19 protein-coding genes and 1 pseudogene are annotated in these 15,739 nt (G+C 64.7%); 14 read left to right on the plus strand and 6 right to left on the minus strand.

Annotated elements, in window-relative coordinates:
• Nucleotides 1-2: 2 nt before the first annotated feature.
• Entirely contained in the window at nt 3-746 is a 744-nt protein-coding gene (lexA, locus tag ACZY0Q_RS13275) for a transcriptional repressor LexA (RefSeq protein ID WP_463917487.1), read from the minus strand.
• Between the two features lie 348 nt (nt 747-1,094).
• Between lexA and ACZY0Q_RS13280 the strand changes: the two genes are divergently transcribed.
• From ACZY0Q_RS13280 to ACZY0Q_RS13315, 8 genes are all read left to right on the plus strand, one after another.
• Nucleotides 1,095-1,535, plus strand: a complete 441-nt coding sequence (locus tag ACZY0Q_RS13280) for a LysM peptidoglycan-binding domain-containing protein (RefSeq protein ID WP_463917489.1) — start codon at nt 1,095-1,097, stop codon at nt 1,533-1,535.
• Nucleotides 1,536-1,613: 78 nt separating this feature from the next.
• Complete coding sequence (locus ACZY0Q_RS13285) at nt 1,614-2,732, plus strand: histidinol-phosphate transaminase (RefSeq protein WP_463917490.1); 1,119 nt, start codon at nt 1,614-1,616, stop codon at nt 2,730-2,732.
• An 81-nt stretch (nt 2,733-2,813) separates the two neighbouring features.
• Nucleotides 2,814-3,440, plus strand: coding sequence for an imidazoleglycerol-phosphate dehydratase HisB (gene hisB / locus ACZY0Q_RS13290; RefSeq protein WP_463917492.1), 627 nt, complete (start codon nt 2,814-2,816; stop codon nt 3,438-3,440).
• Nucleotides 3,437-4,171 (plus strand): imidazole glycerol phosphate synthase subunit HisH, encoded by a 735-nt coding sequence (gene hisH, locus ACZY0Q_RS13295; protein WP_463917493.1) that lies wholly within the window; start codon nt 3,437-3,439, stop codon nt 4,169-4,171. The genes hisB and hisH overlap by 4 nt, the downstream gene beginning before the upstream one ends.
• Nucleotides 4,168-4,329 (plus strand): hypothetical protein, encoded by a 162-nt coding sequence (locus ACZY0Q_RS13300; RefSeq protein WP_463917586.1) that lies wholly within the window; start codon nt 4,168-4,170, stop codon nt 4,327-4,329. The genes hisH and ACZY0Q_RS13300 overlap by 4 nt, the downstream gene beginning before the upstream one ends.
• Nucleotides 4,330-4,387: 58 nt before the next feature.
• Nucleotides 4,388-5,134, plus strand: a complete 747-nt coding sequence (gene priA / locus ACZY0Q_RS13305) for a bifunctional 1-(5-phosphoribosyl)-5-((5-phosphoribosylamino)methylideneamino)imidazole-4-carboxamide isomerase/phosphoribosylanthranilate isomerase PriA (protein ID WP_463917495.1) — start codon at nt 4,388-4,390, stop codon at nt 5,132-5,134.
• A 9-nt stretch (nt 5,135-5,143) separates the two neighbouring features.
• Nucleotides 5,144-6,040 (plus strand): SseB family protein, encoded by an 897-nt coding sequence (locus ACZY0Q_RS13310; RefSeq protein ID WP_463917496.1) that lies wholly within the window; start codon nt 5,144-5,146, stop codon nt 6,038-6,040.
• A 56-nt stretch (nt 6,041-6,096) separates the two neighbouring features.
• On the plus strand, nt 6,097-7,401 hold the full coding sequence (locus tag ACZY0Q_RS13315) for an MFS transporter (protein ID WP_463917498.1): 1,305 nt from the start codon (nt 6,097-6,099) through the stop codon (nt 7,399-7,401).
• A 73-nt stretch (nt 7,402-7,474) separates the two neighbouring features.
• Here ACZY0Q_RS13315 and ACZY0Q_RS13320 read toward each other — a convergent pair whose 3' ends face one another.
• A complete protein-coding gene (locus tag ACZY0Q_RS13320) occupies nt 7,475-7,861 on the minus strand; it encodes a DUF1844 domain-containing protein (protein ID WP_056342948.1) in 387 nt (128 codons plus the stop codon).
• 386 nt (nt 7,862-8,247) lie between these two features.
• Between ACZY0Q_RS13320 and infC the strand changes: the two are divergent.
• Nucleotides 8,248-8,649 (plus strand): annotated as a pseudogene (infC, locus tag ACZY0Q_RS13325) (translation initiation factor IF-3); the annotation flags it as partial.
• Here the strand turns inward: infC and ACZY0Q_RS13330 are convergent.
• Nucleotides 8,613-9,278: a pentapeptide repeat-containing protein gene (locus ACZY0Q_RS13330; protein ID WP_463917582.1), complete on the minus strand. Its 666-nt coding sequence runs from the start codon at nt 9,276-9,278 to the stop codon at nt 8,613-8,615. The pseudogene infC and the gene ACZY0Q_RS13330 overlap by 37 nt on opposite strands.
• 129 nt (nt 9,279-9,407) lie before the next feature.
• Between ACZY0Q_RS13330 and rpmI the strand changes: the two genes are divergently transcribed.
• The 3 genes from rpmI to ACZY0Q_RS13345 all read left to right on the plus strand — a co-directional run bounded on the left by rpmI (nt 9,408) and on the right by ACZY0Q_RS13345 (nt 11,120).
• Nucleotides 9,408-9,602, plus strand: coding sequence for a 50S ribosomal protein L35 (gene rpmI, locus ACZY0Q_RS13335; protein ID WP_009358635.1), 195 nt, complete (start codon nt 9,408-9,410; stop codon nt 9,600-9,602).
• Nucleotides 9,603-9,721: 119 nt separating this feature from the next.
• Nucleotides 9,722-10,177 (plus strand): 50S ribosomal protein L20, encoded by a 456-nt coding sequence (rplT, locus tag ACZY0Q_RS13340; protein WP_056342954.1) that lies wholly within the window; start codon nt 9,722-9,724, stop codon nt 10,175-10,177.
• A 49-nt stretch (nt 10,178-10,226) separates the two neighbouring features.
• Nucleotides 10,227-11,120 (plus strand): TrmH family RNA methyltransferase, encoded by an 894-nt coding sequence (locus ACZY0Q_RS13345; RefSeq protein WP_463917500.1) that lies wholly within the window; start codon nt 10,227-10,229, stop codon nt 11,118-11,120.
• 118 nt (nt 11,121-11,238) lie between these two features.
• On the opposite strand, the gene ACZY0Q_RS13350 is transcribed toward ACZY0Q_RS13345, so the two are convergent.
• On the minus strand, nt 11,239-11,514 hold the full coding sequence (locus tag ACZY0Q_RS13350) for a GlsB/YeaQ/YmgE family stress response membrane protein (protein WP_463917502.1): 276 nt from the start codon (nt 11,512-11,514) through the stop codon (nt 11,239-11,241).
• 203 nt (nt 11,515-11,717) lie between these two features.
• Here ACZY0Q_RS13350 and ACZY0Q_RS13355 point away from each other — a divergent pair, with 203 nt between their 5' ends.
• A complete protein-coding gene (locus ACZY0Q_RS13355; protein ID WP_463917503.1) occupies nt 11,718-12,722 on the plus strand; it encodes a cation diffusion facilitator family transporter in 1,005 nt (334 codons plus the stop codon).
• A 60-nt stretch (nt 12,723-12,782) separates the two neighbouring features.
• Here the strand turns inward: ACZY0Q_RS13355 and ACZY0Q_RS13360 are convergent, their stop codons facing one another.
• Nucleotides 12,783-13,991 carry an MFS transporter gene (locus ACZY0Q_RS13360; RefSeq protein WP_463917505.1) on the minus strand — a complete coding sequence of 403 codons (1,209 nt, stop codon included), beginning with the start codon at nt 13,989-13,991 and terminating at the stop codon, nt 12,783-12,785.
• Between the two features lie 65 nt (nt 13,992-14,056).
• Here ACZY0Q_RS13360 and ACZY0Q_RS13365 point away from each other — a divergent pair, with 65 nt between their 5' ends.
• Entirely contained in the window at nt 14,057-14,509 is a 453-nt protein-coding gene (locus ACZY0Q_RS13365; RefSeq protein ID WP_463917507.1) for a (deoxy)nucleoside triphosphate pyrophosphohydrolase, read from the plus strand.
• A gap of 102 nt (nt 14,510-14,611) precedes the next feature.
• Here the strand turns inward: ACZY0Q_RS13365 and ACZY0Q_RS13370 are convergent, their stop codons facing one another.
• Nucleotides 14,612-15,733: an Rv2578c family radical SAM protein gene (locus ACZY0Q_RS13370; protein WP_463917509.1), complete on the minus strand. Its 1,122-nt coding sequence runs from the start codon at nt 15,731-15,733 to the stop codon at nt 14,612-14,614.
• Nucleotides 15,734-15,739: the final 6 nt, after the last annotated feature.

Consider the following 15,739-nt stretch of genomic DNA (forward strand, 5'->3'; position numbering starts at 1 on the left):
TACTACAAAGACCGCAGGACTGAGACGACTTTGCCCATAATCGTGGCGTGATCGCCCAGAATGGGCTCGTACTGCGTGTTCTGCGGCAACAGCCACGTGTGGCCATCACGCTGGCGAAACGTCTTGACGGTGGCTTCATCGTCCAGCAGGGCCGCGACGATGTCGCCGTTGGCGGCGTCGGCCTGGCGGCGGACCACTACCCAGTCGCCGTCGCAGATGGCCGCGTCTACCATGGAGTCGCCGGCCACGCGCAGCATAAAAAGCTCACCCTGGCCCACGAGCTGCCGTGGCAGGGGCATCACGTCTTCCACCACCTGATCAGCAAGGATGGGCCCGCCGGCCGCGATCCGGCCCACCAACGGCACCATAGCGGTGTCCATGGCAGAGGGAAGCTCGGTGACCGTTCCGCCGATGCCGTGCAGGACTGAAGGCTTGGTTGCCCCGTTGGTCTTGGCCGACCCGCCGTCAAGCGTCAACGGCATCAGGACCTCCATGGCGCGCGGACGCTTCGGGTCCCGGCGCAGGTATCCCAGTTTCTCCAACTGCGAGAGCTGATGGGTCACGCTGGACAAGCTCGCCAGGCCCACGGTGTCGCCGATTTCACGCATCGACGGCGGATAGCCGTTGTCATTCACCGAGCGCTGGATGGTTTCAAGGATCTTCTTCTGGCGGGCGGTGAGCCCCTTGGGGGTCCGTTGGGGCTGACGGCGCGGTGTCGCCTTGCCCTCGGCGGCTGGTGCTGCCATGTTCGCCAATGCCTTTCGGTTGCCCTGATCCGCTCCGGCCGCTGGTGCCTGGAACGCCCCGGGGCTGGTGTCGGAGTTGATTGTCAGACCCTGCTGATCAACTACAGAGGTGGTTGTTCTTGATCCAAACGTAGGCCAGCCATAAGGCTTTTTCAAACATTTGTTCTAGCGAGTCTCGACAATATTCGTTGATAAGTGCTAAAAATGAAGAAGCAAAGTTCGAACATGTGTTCTACTCGTTGCTTGCGGATTCGAATATTCGAATTTATGGACGGCCCAGGCCGGCACCGGCAAGTGGACGCGGAGGGCGCGCCGGGCAGCACAGTATGGTCCAGGAGGGCTCATTTCATGTCAGCTTTATCTGCTTCGCAGGACTCGCGTCCGCAGCTCGTTTCCGTGCAGGACCTCACCTCGCGGCAGTGGTCCGCGCCCGGGCCAACGTCGGGTTCGGCGCCCAGGCAGCGCAGGGAATCCCGGCCGCCGCTGCGTCTGACCCGTCGGGGCCGGATTGTCCTCATCGGCTTCCCGCTGGTGATCCTTGCCGCAATCCTGCTTTCCCTGGCAGGTTTCCTCAACGCCCCGGCAAAGGCTGCCGACTCTGCCGCAGACCTGTCGTTGACGCCAACAGCCTCGGTCACAGTGCAGGCCGGGCAGTCGCTTTGGGCCATCGCCAGTACCGTTGCGCCCGAGCGTGATCCCCGGGATGTCATCGCAGATATTGCCCAGTTGAACAACCTTTCCGCCGGCGGCGTGGTCCCCGGACAGCAGCTCTTCGTCCCCACCAAATAGGGAGGCTTCAGGCCCAGGCACGTGCCGCAGCAGCCCGTCACATTTTCCGGCCGTCTGCTTCGGACCTAAACTGTTCAGGTGAATGACCAGCTAGAGCGTCTGAACAGACTTCCCCTCCGGACCAACCTCCGCGGGCTGACCCCGTACGGTGCCCCGCAACTGGATGTGCCCATCCTGCTGAACGTCAACGAAAACACCCATGGGGTCCCGGCAGACGTCCGGGCCGCGATCAGTGCCGCTGTGACGGAAGCGGCGGCAGGCCTCAACCGCTATCCGGACCGTGAGTTCACCGAACTCCGCGAAGCGCTGGCCGAATACCTCGGCCACGGCCTTGACGCCACCAACATCTGGGCAGCCAACGGATCCAACGAGGTCCTCCAGCAGATTCTCCAGGCTTTCGGCGGACCCGGGCGCACGGCTCTGGGATTCCCGCCCACGTATTCCATGTACCCGCTCCTTGCCAGCGGCACGGACACCGGGTACATCACCGGACAGCGCGCTGATGACTACGGGCTCAGTGCCGAATCGGCTGCCCTGCAGGTCAAAGAGCTTCAGCCCAACATCGTTTTCCTGTGCTCACCGAACAACCCCACCGGCACTGGCCTGGGCCTGGACGTTGTCGAGGCCGTGTACGCGGCCGGCGAGGCCAGCCAGACAATCGTGATCGTTGACGAGGCCTACCACGAGTTCGCCCACGACGGAACGCCCAGCGCACTGACGTTGCTGCCCGGCCGGGAACGACTCATAGTGTCCCGCACCATGAGCAAGGCGTTCGCCCTCGCGGGCGCCCGTCTGGGCTACCTGGCCGCCGCTCCTGAAGTCACGGACGCACTTCGCCTGGTCCGGCTGCCGTACCACCTTTCGGCCATCACCCAGGCGACAGGCCTCGCCGCCCTCCAGCACCGCACGGCCCTGATGGCCGACGTCGAGGACATCAAGGAGCAGCGCGACCGCATTGTGTCGGAGCTGACCCGCATGGGCCTCAAGCCTGCCGCCTCCGATTCGAACTATGTCTTCTTCGGGGGCCTCGACAGCCCGCATGACGTTTGGCAGCAGTTGCTGGACGACGGCGTGCTGATCCGTGACGTCGGCATCCCCGGCCACCTGCGTGTCACAGCAGGAACTGAGAGGGAGACCACAGCGTTCCTGACTGCGCTGGAACGCATCCTGGCCAGCCAGGCCCAGCTGCCCGCCTAAACTTGAAGTATCGGCGCCGCCGCGCGCCGGCACATCTCCTTCGCTTACGCATCACTGACTTCGCCTAAAGGACGTATGACCATGAGTTCCACCGGATCGAACGCTGCCGCGCCCCGGACCGCACGCATGGAGCGTGCCACCAGTGAATCGTCAGTGCTCGTGGAGATCAACCTCGACGGCACGGGAGTATCGGACATCGACACGTCCGTCCCGTTCTACGACCACATGCTGACGGCGCTGTGCAAGCACTCGTTGATTGACATGACGGTCAAGGCCACCGGTGACATCCACATTGACGTCCACCACACGGTGGAGGACGTCGCCATCACCTTCGGCGAGGTGCTGCGCACAGCCTTGGGCAACAAAGCAGGGATCCGCAGGTTCGGCGAGGCCACAGTACCCCTCGACGAAGCCCTGGCACACGCCGTCGTCGACGTCTCCGGCCGCCCCTACCTGGTGCACGGCGGTGAGCCTGCCGGGCAGGAGTATCACCTCATCGGCGGCCACTTCACGGGGTCACTGACTCGCCACGTCTTTGAGGCGATCACGCTTCACGCAGGCATCTGCCTCCACATGAACGTCATAGCGGGCCGTGACCCGCACCACATCGTGGAAGCGCAGTTCAAGGCCTTCGCCCGCGCCCTGCGCGCTGCAGTCGAACCCGATCCCCGCGTGGAGGGAATCCCCTCCACCAAGGGTGCCCTGTGAGCGGCCAAATCCTCCGGGACGGCGCCGTCGTCGATCCGGCCTCCGGCAAGAAGCCCGTATCGCCCGACGGCAAGCCCACGGTCACCGTCCTTGACTATGGTTCCGGCAACGTCCGCTCCGCCGTGCGCGCCCTGGAACGGGCCGGAGCCGAAGTCATCCTCAGCTCCAGGGCCGAGGACGTTCTTAACGCCGAAGGCCTGGTAGTGCCCGGCGTCGGCGCGTTCGAGACCGTTATGCGCGAGCTCAAGGCCGTGGACGGCATCCGGCTGATCGGCAGGCGCGTGGCCGGGGGCAGGCCGGTGCTGGCAATCTGCGTCGGGCTGCAGGTCCTGTTCGAGGCCGGGGTTGAGCACGGGACAGAAGCCGAAGGCATGGGGGAGTGGCCGGGCAAGGTGGAACTCCTTCCCGCCGAAGTGGTGCCGCACATGGGCTGGAACACCGTGGACGTTCCCGAAGGCTCCAAGCTCTTCGCCGGCGTCGAGGACCAGCGCTTCTACTTCGTCCACTCCTATGGTGTCCAGGAGTGGAACTTCGACGTGATCCAGCCGCGGATGACTGCTCCGCTGGTGACCTGGTCGGAACACGGAGCCCGCTTTATCGCCGCCGTGGAGAACGGACCGCTCTGCGCTACCCAGTTCCACCCCGAGAAATCCGGCGACGCCGGTGCGCGGCTGCTGCGCAACTGGGTCGACGGCCTTCGTAAGCCAGCTGCTAGGGATGCCGCTAGATGATGTGGTCGATCGTCCTGATGGGCCTGGCCGGCCTCCTGGTGGGCGGCGCCCTGTCCTTCCGGCAGCAGCACAAACCGCTGTGGACCCAGGTGGGCTTCTACGTCCTGGCCGGTATGGCGCTGCTGGCCGCCTTCCTGCTGACGCTTCCTGGAAACTAGCCTCCACGCATTCACCAGTTCCGCTTCCACAAGCAACCAACACCCAAGAGGATTTGAGATGACCACCGCAACCGATCTGCCGGTTCTTGAACTGCTGCCCGCCGTCGACGTCGTAAACGGACAGGCCGTACGGCTGGTCCAGGGGGAAGCCGGAAGCGAGACAAGCTACGGCACGCCGCTCGAGGCAGCCCTCAACTGGCAGGAGCAGGGCGCCGAATGGGTGCACCTGGTGGACCTTGACGCCGCGTTCGGCCGTGGCTCCAACGCCGAACTGCTCCGCGAAGTAGTGGGCCGGCTGGACATCAAAGTTGAGCTCTCCGGCGGACTCCGGGACGACGAATCCCTCGAGGCAGCCCTGGCCCTCGGCGTGGCCCGCGTCAATCTCGGCACGGCGGCGTTGGAGAACCCCGAGTGGACGCGCAGTGCCATCGACCGTTTCGGCGACAGGATTGCCGTCGGCCTCGATGTCCGCGGAACCACGCTGGCAGGCCGCGGCTGGACCAAAGAAGGCGGCGACCTCTGGGAGGTCCTGGGCCGGCTCGAAGACGCCGGGTGCTCCCGGTACGTTGTCACTGACGTTACGAAGGACGGCACACTGCAGGGTCCCAACGTTGAACTCCTGCGCCAGATGGTGGAGAAGACCGGCAAGCCGGTGGTTGCCTCCGGCGGCATCTCCAGCCTGGACGACCTGAAAGTGCTGCGCTCCCTGGTCCCGCTGGGCGTGGAAGGCGCGATCGTGGGCAAGGCGCTGTACGCCGGCGCCTTCACGCTCCCCGAAGCCCTCGACGTCGCCGGACGCCGCTAGGCAGGTTCCGTGGACAGCACGCACAACGCCGACACGGCAGCGGAATCCCCGCCGCCACGCCATCTGCCCGGACACATTGCCGCGGCATTGGCGGGCGCGGGCGGCCGTACCGATTCGGCCGGCCAGCCGTGGGAAGGCCGAAGCCTCGCCGGGGACGACGGCAGGATCCACAACTTCGAGGACGACGACGGCACCGCCGACGCCGGCTACCTCGCCGCCGTCGCTGCCCTGGTTCAAGGCAGCGGCGACGAAGCGGCAGTGGTGGCCTCGCTGGCCACCGCCCGAGTCTTTATCCCCATCATCGCGCAGCTCGGCGAGGAAGCGGCAGGCGTCGATGGCCTGACGGCGGACAAGCAGGCGGACATGGCGTTGGTCACCCTGAAGGCCGCCGACGGCCGGACGGCAATGCCGGCCTTCACCTCGGCGGATGCCTTGTCCGCCTGGCACCCCGAAGCCCGGCCGGTGGCGGTGTACGCTGCCCGGGCTGCCCTCTCGGCCGTGGCCGAGGGAGCCGAACTGATGGTCCTTGATCCGGGCTCGGACATCACGTTTGTTGTCCGGCGGCCCGCCGTCTGGGCACTGGCCCAGCAACAGGACTGGATCCCTTCCTACACGGATGCGGCACTGGCAGCCGAGATGGCTGAGGCAACGGCCGCATTCCCGGCGGTACGCCGGCTTGCCTTCCTCCCGGGTTCCGGCGTCGGGACCGTCTCGCGTACCGGTGTGAGGCTCCCCGGGGGCGGTGCCGGACCGGAACTGCAAGTGCTTCTCCACCTTGAGGACGGCCTGGACGCCCCGGCAGTCCAGGACTTGGTGTCCGGCCTCCAACAGGCATGGTCCCGGAATGTATTGTTTGGAGAGCGTGTTGACTCGATCGAAATCAAGTTGCGGCGCGCAGCACATTAGCTGACGGTTGGCGTGGAGATCCCGGGCTGCCGTGGGCAGACCCAAAGGATTTTTCCGTGAACTTCGCTCTGTACCGGGAGCTGCTGGCCGTCCAGCCCATCCGGCGGTTGCTGCTGGTTGGCATGATTGCCCGCATTCCCCACTCGGCGGCAGGCATGCTGCTGACCCTGCACATCGTCCTCACCCTCGACCAAGGCTATGCAGCTGCCGGTGCCGCGGCGGCCGTTATGACCATCGGCATCGCAGTTGGCGCACCATGGCGCGGCCGGCGCGTTGACACTGTAGGCCTGCGCCGCGCGCTTATTCCGTCGGTGGTGTCCGAGGCGGTCATCTGGTCGGTGGTGCCGCACGTGTCCTACCAGTGGCTGCTTCCGCTGGTGTTCGTCGGCGGCCTCCTCACGTTGCCCATCTTCAGTGTTGTGCGACAGTCACTGGGCGTCCTCGCGGACGGCGACCAGCGGCGGACCGCCTTTGCGCTGGACTCGATTGCCACGGAGATGGTGTTCATGATCGGGCCCGCCGCCGGGGCCGTTGTGGCCACCAGTGGCTTCACCATTCTGGGACTCACGGTGGTGGGTGTTTCGACGTCACTGGCCGGATTGTTCCTCATGTGGTTCAACCCGCCCACGCGAAGTGCCACGCAGACTGAAGAAGGCGAGGCGGACCAGCGCCATGCCGCGGAAGTGGCTGTGGTTTCGGCCGCACCGGCCCATCTCCAGGAAGCGGCCGCGGACCTCGTCCCGGCCGCGGCAGAACGGGTCGGAAGCGGGCCGGCGGGGCTGCGCGGGAAGGTGGCACACAACTTCGGCTGGTTCACGGCCACTGTCGCGGCGGTCTTCGCCGTGGCTGCTGGAACCGGCATGGTGCTCAGCGGCACCGACGTTGGCATTGTTGCCGCCCTGGAAACCGGCGGACACCAGGCCGAAATCGGCATAGTGTTCCTCTTTTGGTGCGCCGCATCGGTGGTCGGCGGGCTGTTGTACGGGGCAATGCACCGTCGGGTTTCGCCGATCCTCCTGCTGTTGGGCATGGCGGCCCTGACCATCCCGATGGGCTTCGCCCAGGACACCTGGACGTTGGCTATTGTCTCGATCCTTCCGGGCCTTTTGTGCGCCCCTGTCCTGTCTGCCGCCTCCGAACAGGTGGCAGACCTGGTGGCGGAGGACCGCCGCGGCGAGGCAATGGGCTGGTACGGCTCTGCGCTGACTGCCGGCGTTGCGCTCGGGGCACCACTTGCCGGAATTTTCATCGACGGGATGGGTCCCTCCGGCGGGTTTGTCTCCGTGGGCGTGGCAGGTGTTCTGCTCTGCGTCGTGGGACTCCTGCTTCAGGCCTTCCGGCGCCGCCGCGCCGCTGCCTGAACGACGACGGCGGCCGGAGGTCCGTGTGGACCGTCAGCCGCCGTCGTCGTACTTTGTGAAGTTGGTGTTGGGTCTAGTTGACGGCGCCCGTGTACTTCTCGCCCGGGCCCTTGCCCGGAGCATCCGGGATGATGGACTCCTCGCGGAATGCAAGCTGCAGGGAACGCAGGCCATCGCGCAACGGGCCGGCGTGCTGGGATCCGATTTCGGGAGCCGCTGAGGTCACCAGTCCGGCAAGGGCGGTGATGAGCTTGCGGGCCTCGTCCAGATCCTTGAGTTCCTCCGCATTGTCCTCGGCGGCGAGGCCCAGCTTGACCGCGGCTGCGCTCATCAGGTGCACTGCGGCCGTGGTGATGACCTCGATGGCCGGCACCTCCGAGATGTCGCGGATTTGCTGGGTCACGTCAGCCTTGGCGGCAGGGGCCTCGAAAACGTGTGAATTACTGTCTGGGGTGCTCATACTGGTAAGCTTGTCACAGACCGACTGGATGTCGTTATTTCGCTGTGGAAGGTCCCACCAACGCTTAGCTGCATTCGGCGGGATTTGTTCTGTAGAATGACATGCAGTTTGCAAGCGGAGATCTCTCCCACCCGCGTCAGCCGTTTTCCCGTTGGAAGTCATTCCTGAGGAAGCAAGGTTGCCGGGTACCGGTCGGACATTTCTTCAGGCGTCAAGCTTGGGGAAGTGCGCACAGCCTCTCCTGAGGACGGTGCATCCGATCATCGAGGCCTTCGATTGCTCCGGCAATTGGGGGCCTTCTCTATTTGCCGGTGGAATATCACATCAATCACAGGAGCTTTAACATTAGCGAGCCAAGAATCAATGAGCGTATCCGCGTCCCCGAGGTGCGGTTGGTCGGTCCTGCAGGTGAACAGGTAGGAATCGTCCGTATTGACGATGCCTTGCGTTTGGCCGCGGAATCCGATCTTGATCTCGTTGAAGTTGCACCGCAGGCCAAGCCTCCGGTGTGCAAGCTGATGGACTTCGGCAAGTACAAGTACGAGGCCGCCGTCAAGGCACGTGAAGCACGGAAGAACCAGACGAACACTGTTCTGAAGGAAATCCGCTTCCGCCTCAAGATTGACACCCACGACTACGAGACCAAGCGCGGCCATGCACTGCGCTTCCTCGGTGCCGGTGACAAGGTCAAGGCCATGATCCAGTTCCGCGGTCGTGAGCAGCAGCGTCCGGAAATGGGCATCCGACTGCTTCAGCGCTTCGCTGACGATGTCGCCGAAGTGGGCGTTGTTGAGTCCAGTCCCCGTATCGATGGCCGCAACATGGTCATGGTTGTGGGCCCGCTGAAGAACAAGGCCGAAGCCAAGGCTGAGGCACGCCGCGCATCGCAGCGTGCAGAGGCCAAGGCGCAGAACGAAGCCAAGGCTACGGGCGGTGGCCGCATCGACGTCTCCGGCGACGACCAGGCACCGCTGACGCAGTCGCTGGCTGACCTTCTTCCGGAAGGTTTCGCCATCACGACAGAGCCGGAAACCGAAGCTCCGGCCGAGGTTGAAGCGCCTGTTGAAGAAGCGCCTGTTGAAGCAGCTCCCGAAGCCGAAGCCCCTGTCAAGGAAGCCCCGGTGAAGGAAACTCCTGCAAAGGAAACCGCCCCGAAGGCAGCGCCCGTCAAGGAAGCAACCGTCCAGGAGGCGCCGAAGCAGGCAGCCCCGAAGACCGCTGCTCCCAAGCGTGAGGCTCCCAAAGCGGCTCCGGCGCCGGTCAAGGCTCCTGCCGCCGTCAAGCCCGCCGAAGCAGCTGCTCCGGCTCCGGCTGCTCCTCGGCCGCCGGTGCCGATGCCCAAGCCGATCGCCCGGCCGGCAGCGCCGAAGCCTGCTGCAAGGCCTGCCCCCAAGGCAGCTCCGAAGCCGGCTGCCAAGAAGACTACCTAGTTCACAGCTGCGGGAGGTTATCCTCCTGCAGTACGCAACCAGCATGCCGCCTGCAGGGGTGGCTGCTCGAAAGAACTGCAGACAATGTCTGTGGACACGTAAGGAGATCGGTTCCCATGCCGAAGATGAAGACCCACAGTGGTGCTAAGAAGCGCTTCAAGCTGACCGGCAGCGGCAAGCTGCGCCGCCAGCAGGCCAACCGCCGCCACTACCTTGAGCACAAGTCCTCCAGGCTGACCCGTCGCCTCGCCGGCGACAAGATTGTCTTCAAGGGTGACGCTAAGGTCATCCGGAAGATGCTCGGCATCTAAGTTCCAAGTTCTCTGACTGATGCCACCTGGCAGCAGTCAACTACCAAAAAGGCTTCTCAGGCCAGCCGGTTGTTCCGGCAGTAGATGCTTGGGATCAGAATTTTCTAAGGAGTACGCACGTGGCACGTGTGAAGAGGGCGGTCAACGCCCACAAGAAGCGCCGGGTTATCCTTGAACGCGCAAAGGGCTACCGTGGACAGCGTTCACGCCTGTACCGCAAGGCCAAAGAGCAGCTGCTGCACTCGTTTGTGTACAGCTACGGCGACCGCAAGAAGAAGAAGGGCGACTTCCGCCGCCTGTGGATCCAGCGCATCAACGCTGCATCCCGCGCCAACGGCCTGACTTACAACCGTCTGATCCAGGGCCTGAAGGCCGCTGAGGTCGAGGTTGACCGCCGTATGCTTGCCGAGCTGGCCGTTTCGGATGCCAATGCATTCGCCGCGCTCGTGAAGATCGCCAAGGATTCCCTGCCTGCCGACACGTCGGCTCCGGCTGTCGAGGCTGCAGCCCCCAAGGCTGCCAAGGCACCCAAGGCCAAGGCTGCAAAGCCTGCCGCTGACGTGGCTGCCAAGTAGCACCCACGCCAGTTCGAGGACTGGTGGCTAAAGCCACTAAGGTTCTTATATGAACGAAACCGGGCGCCCGCAAGACTTTCCACTCTCCAATCCCCGAGCTGATCGGGTAAGGAAGGTGGCACAACTTGCCGGGCGCCCGGCCCGTTTAAAGCGCAGCGAGTTCCTGGCAGAGGGGCCGCAGGCTGTCCGTGAGGCCCTGACTCTGCACCAGAAAAGGGTTGCCGCGGGGGAGCCCGGCGTGGTCTACGAGGTCTACGCGAGCGAGGCATGCCTCGACCGGCACCCGGACCTGGAGGCACTCGCGGAAGGCATCGACGCATACCTCACCACCGATGAAGTACTGGCGGCGATGGCGGACACCGTTACCCCGCAAGGCATTCTCGCCGTCTGCGGTTTCCTGGACGTGAGTCTTGAGCAGGTGCTCGACGCCGGGCCGCGGCTGCTCGCAGTATTGTGTCAGGTCCGGGACCCCGGTAACGCCGGCACCGTGCTCCGGGCAGCTGACGCGGCCGGGGCGGACGCCGTTATCCTGACCGCATCCAGCGTGGACATCTATAACCCCAAGGCGGTCCGTTCCACCGCCGGTTCCCTGTTTCATCTGCCCGTGGTCCTGGGCGCCGATCTTACGGAAGTGGCAGCCGCCTGCCGGGCTCGGGGGATTGGGTTGCTGGCCGCCGACGGCGCCGGTGACGTCAACCTGGACACGCTCCAGGACGAAAACGCCGCCCGCCGGATCGCAGGCCCCGGCGTTGAATCGCTGTTCGCCCTGGAGGGTCCCACGGCCTGGCTGTTTGGAAACGAAGCCCAGGGGCTCTCCGAAGAGGAACTGTCCCTGGCCGACCACCGGGTGGCCGTGCCCGTATACGGCGACGCGGAAAGCCTGAACCTCGGCACGGCGGCAACGGTGTGCCTCTACGCGAGTGCCAGGTCCCAAAAGGGATGACCGACCTCCCGAGGTGGCTCATCCGAACGTCTGACCTACCCGGACACAAGACTTAAAAGGCAGGGCCCCGGAAGTTCTCCGGGGCCCTTGCTGTATGAATCAGATGAGGTAGGGGTAATCAGGGTGCCCGTGTGCTCTTGCTGCGTCCCGTGATGGCACCGTACACGCCAGCAACCACCAGGCCGCCTACAATAGCCAGGATCCAGGTACCCAGATCAAAGAAGGCAAGGTCACCCTTGCCGAACAGGAGGCTGCCAATCCAGCCGCCTACAATTGCGCCGACCACGCCGAGCACGAGGCTCGTCACCCAGCCGCCGCCGACCCTGCCGGGCATTACCGCTTTGACGATGGCCCCTACGATGAGGCCGAGAATAATCCAAGCAAGAAAACCCATGTCTCCTCCTTCATATTCGTCGGGATTAAACGTCCCGATTAGTGTTCAAGCTAACATACGGTTCCCCCATTGTCAGCAGGCGTAGTGCATGTCAGAGGTGCGTGTTTTACGGCCGTAAAGGTACGGTGTTCGTGGGCGGCGCCGGCTGCGGCGCCGCGAATATCCCTGCTTGTTCCTGAACGCTGTGAAGAGGAGAAGCCTCCGTGGCTGCAAATGGCGGTACCAAGGCGATTGTGGCGGCCCTGGCCGCAAACCTGACCATCGCTGTCCTGAAATTCGTGGCCTTTTTCCTGACGGCTTCCTCGTCGATGTTGGCCGAAGCCATCCACTCGGTTGCGGACTCCGGCAATCAATTGCTGCTCCTGATCGGCGGCAAGCGCGCCAGGAAGGCTGCCAGCGCGGAGCACCCGTTCGGCTATGGCCGGGAACGCTACATTTACGCCTTTATCGTCTCGATCGTGCTCTTCAGTGTGGGCGGGCTCTTTGCGCTGTTCGAAGCGTGGGAGAAGCTGCAGCACCCGCACGCCATCGAAGGAGACTTCTGGTGGGTTCCCCTGGCTGTGCTGATCGGCGCGATCCTGGCTGAGTCCTACTCGTTCCGGACGGCCATCACCGAGTCCAACCACGTCCGTGGCAAGCAAGGCTGGGTGAGTTTTGTGCGGACAGCCAAACAACCGGAGCTGCCGGTCATCCTGCTGGAGGACCTCGGGGCCCTTCTCGGCCTGGTGTTCGCGCTCGTCGGTGTGAGCATGACCCTTGTCACCGGCAACGGGATCTGGGACGCCGCAGGCACCGGCATGATCGGCCTGCTGCTCGTGGCCATCGCGGTGGTCCTGGCTATCGAAACCAAATCCCTGCTGCTCGGAGAGTCCGCCACCCGGGTTGACGTCGCCCGCATCAGCGAGGCTATCGAGGCAGGGGGGCACAACCGCATCATCCACCTCAAGACCCTTCACCTCGGACCGGAGGAGTTGCTGGTGGCCGCCAAGATCTCCGTGGGTGCCGCCGAAACCGGGCGGGACATCGCCACGGCGATTGACGGTGCCGAGTCCCGTATCCGCACTGCCGTTCCGATAGCCCGGGTGATCTACCTCGAACCCGATCTGCATCGCGGAGACCGTCGCACGGACGTGATGTCAGGTGCAGGAGAGGTTTCAAGCGCGGGCCACGTTTCCGCTGAAGCCGGTGTTCAGGACCCGCAGGCCTGACATTCCTTTCTCAGCGCACCGGACGCTTCGGTGAAGCCGCTGACCGCTCGTTCCCCAGGATCAGGCGGCCAGCGGCTTCTTGCGTTCCAGGAGGCCGCTGGCCACGGCGATGCCAAAGCCCAGGACAGCCAACACCGCCCCCACGAGCGCAGGCGCCACGAAGCCCCAGCCCCAGGCGATCACTACGCCGCCCAGGAAGGCGCCCAAGGCATTGGCAACGTTGAGCGCGGCGTGGTTGAGCGAAGAAGCGAGGGAGGGGGCGTCCGGCGAGGCATCCAGCAACCGGGTCTGCAGGGCCGGGATCAGCATGGAGCCGGACGCCCCCACTACAAAGACCATCACGAGGGCTGACCAGGGCCAGTGCACAGCCACCGCATAAACCACCAGGGCGACGGCGATACCGGGCAGGACCCAGTACAGCGTGCCCATCACCGACTTGTCGGCGAGCCTGCCTCCCACGACGGTTCCCGCCACCATGCCCAGTCCGTAGAGTGCGACCACGATGGGCAGCAGCGACGCCGGAATCCCGGCCACCAGGGTCATGGTGTGGGCAATGTAGGTGTAGGTCGCGAAGAAGCCGCCAAAGCCCACGATGCCGATCAGGATGGCCAGCCACACCTGAAGCCGCTTGAGCGCACCGAGTTCGCGGCGGATGCTCGCGTCAGGATGAGGTGCCTGGTAGGGAACATGGCGCCACAGCAGGACCAGGGTCAGCAAACCAATACCTCCCACGAGGAGGAACAGGAGCCGCCAGCCGAAGGTCTGGCCAACCCAGGTGGCCGCCGGCACGCCGATAACGTTCGAAACGGACAGACCCGCCATCACCATGGAAATGGCCCAGCCGCGGCGGGTGGGGGAAACCAGGGAGGCGGCGATCACGGCCGCGACTCCGAAGAATGCGCCGTGCGGCAGCCCGGCCGCAAACCGGGAAACCAGCATGCTGCCGTAGTCGGGAGCAAGATAGGACGTCAGGTTGGCCAGCGTGAAGAACAGCATGAGACCCAGCGCGAGGTATTTCCGCGGCAGTTTGGCCCCGACTGCTGCGAGCAGGGGCGCGCCCACCACCACTCCGAGGGCATAAGCGGAGATGAGGTGCCCCGCCTCCGGGGTGCTGATGCTGAGTCCTTGTTCCACCTCTTTGAGCAGGCCCATCATAGTGAACTCTGTGACGCCGATTCCGACGCCGCCCATGGCCAGCGCGAAGATCGCTGCACCAACGTGCGGAGTCTTCGCCTTGGACGCGGTGGATGGATGGATGACGCTGCTCATGTGCCTGCTTTTCAAAGGGATGCTGGGGGAATGCCGCAAACCATTCTCCCTCATAGACTGGTGCGGTGAGTGGACAGATACAGGTAGTTGGCGGAGCAATAGTGGACTCGTTGATGGAGCCGACGCGCATTCTGGTAGCCAGGCGGACTGCTCCCGAGCAGTTCGCGGGGCTCTGGGAGTTCCCCGGCGGCAAGGTGGAGGCCGGGGAACAATGCGAGGCTGCGCTGCACCGGGAACTCAGGGAGGAACTGGGTGTAGAGGTTCGCCTGGGGCGTGAACTCCCGGCAGCCACGGCCACCGGCTGGCGGCTGAACGAGCGGGCCAGTATGCGGGTGTGGTTGGCGGAGCTTTCCAGCGGTGAGCCCCAGCCGCTCGAAGACCACGACCAGCTGAAATGGATCAGCACCACGAACCGTGATGAAGCTCTCAGTCTTCCGTGGATCCCGGCCGACTTCCCGATTGTCCGGGCGCTTCTTGAATCTTTGGTCACGCCTGTAGCTTCGAGTGCTCCGCACTGAATTGGACGGCCCACCGTCCGGCAAGAACCTGGTCAGCATGGGCAAGTTCTACCGGCCGCCGATGGCCCTGTACTCGAAAACATCGCCGAGCTGCAGGACCTGCTAAAACAGGGTGGGCTGCTGACGCGGCCCGGTGGCCGGTTGGGATTCCCCAGCGGGCCGTTGCTGTGTGTCGGGGACGGACGGGATACTCCCGGCCGGATACTGGGCTTCCTCGCCGCGGGGATCGTCCTCGAGATCACGGTGGCTGAAACCGTGGCCGCTGGTGAAGCCGTGCCGCTGCTTGAAGTAGCGGACTTTCGCGGCGAGCCACGTGCGGTATTCCTTGGAGGCATAGGAGCTTGTGCCGTAGAGCCTCCGGTAGCGGCCTGCCAGTTCCGGGTGGTTCCTGGCAATCCACTCCATAAACCATTCCCGGGTACCCGGCTTCAGGTAAAGGGCGCCGGCCGTCACCCCGGTGGCTCCAGCGGCGGCCAGGGAGCCGAAGAGGGCATCGAGGGCTTCGTCACTGTCGGACAGCCAGGGCAGGATGGGCATCGCCATCACGCCGCACGGGAGCCCGGCATCGCGTAAGCGGGAGACCAGCTTCAGCCGCGCACGAGGCCCTGGCGTGCCCGGTTCCACGGCTTCCGAGAGTGCCTCGTCAGTCATGGCCAAGGAAATGCCAACCCCCACCGGCACCTGGGCGGCAGCCCGCTTCAGGAGCGGAATGTCCCGGGCCAGCAACGTCCCCTTGGTGAGGATGGATAACGGCGTTCCTGAGTCAGCCAGCGCCGTGATGATGCCCGGCATCAGCTGGTAGCGGCCCTCGGCCCGCTGGTAGGGGTCCGTGTTGGTGCCAAGCGCCACCTGGTGGCGCCCCCAGGACGGCTTAGCCAACTCCTTCCGGAGGACCTCGGCGGCATTGACCTTCACCACCACCTGGCTGTCAAAATCCAGCCCGGCGTCAAAATCCAGGTACGTGTGGCTCTTCCGCGCAAAACAGTAAACACAGGCATGGCTGCAGCCGCGGTACGGGTTCACGGTCCACTCAAACGGCATCCGCGACCCGGCCACCACCTTGTTGAGCACCGATTTGGCGGTGACCTCATGAAAGGTGATGCCGGCGAATTCGGGGGTGGTGACCGAACGGACCAACCCGGCAAGGGGGAGCAGGGCAGGTGACGGGCCACTACCGGGGTCATCGGCGGGCCGGGGCATCAGTGCTTGTGCATCCCATCTCATGCCCTC

This window comes from Pseudarthrobacter lactosi (assembly GCF_055412785.1).

Bases quoted from the DNA above. Each gene is read 5' to 3' on its own strand.
- ACZY0Q_RS13345 (WP_463917500.1), top strand. From the start codon at position 10,227: ATGAACGAAACCGGGCGCCCGCAAGACTTTCCACTCTCCAATCCCCGA.
- ACZY0Q_RS13280 (WP_463917489.1), top strand. From the start codon at position 1,095: ATGTCAGCTTTATCTGCTTCGCAGGACTCGCGTCCGCAGCTCGTTTCC.
- lexA (WP_463917487.1), bottom strand. From the start codon at position 746: ATGGCAGCACCAGCCGCCGAGGGCAAGGCGACACCGCGCCGTCAGCCC.
- ACZY0Q_RS13360 (WP_463917505.1), bottom strand. From the start codon at position 13,991: ATGAGCAGCGTCATCCATCCATCCACCGCGTCCAAGGCGAAGACTCCG.
- rpmI (WP_009358635.1), top strand. From the start codon at position 9,408: ATGCCGAAGATGAAGACCCACAGTGGTGCTAAGAAGCGCTTCAAGCTG.
- ACZY0Q_RS13300 (WP_463917586.1), top strand. From the start codon at position 4,168: ATGATGTGGTCGATCGTCCTGATGGGCCTGGCCGGCCTCCTGGTGGGC.
- ACZY0Q_RS13320 (WP_056342948.1), bottom strand. From the start codon at position 7,861: ATGAGCACCCCAGACAGTAATTCACACGTTTTCGAGGCCCCTGCCGCC.
- ACZY0Q_RS13370 (WP_463917509.1), bottom strand. From the start codon at position 15,733: ATGAGATGGGATGCACAAGCACTGATGCCCCGGCCCGCCGATGACCCC.
- priA (WP_463917495.1), top strand. From the start codon at position 4,388: ATGACCACCGCAACCGATCTGCCGGTTCTTGAACTGCTGCCCGCCGTC.
- hisB (WP_463917492.1), top strand. From the start codon at position 2,814: ATGAGTTCCACCGGATCGAACGCTGCCGCGCCCCGGACCGCACGCATG.
- ACZY0Q_RS13350 (WP_463917502.1), bottom strand. From the start codon at position 11,514: ATGGGTTTTCTTGCTTGGATTATTCTCGGCCTCATCGTAGGGGCCATC.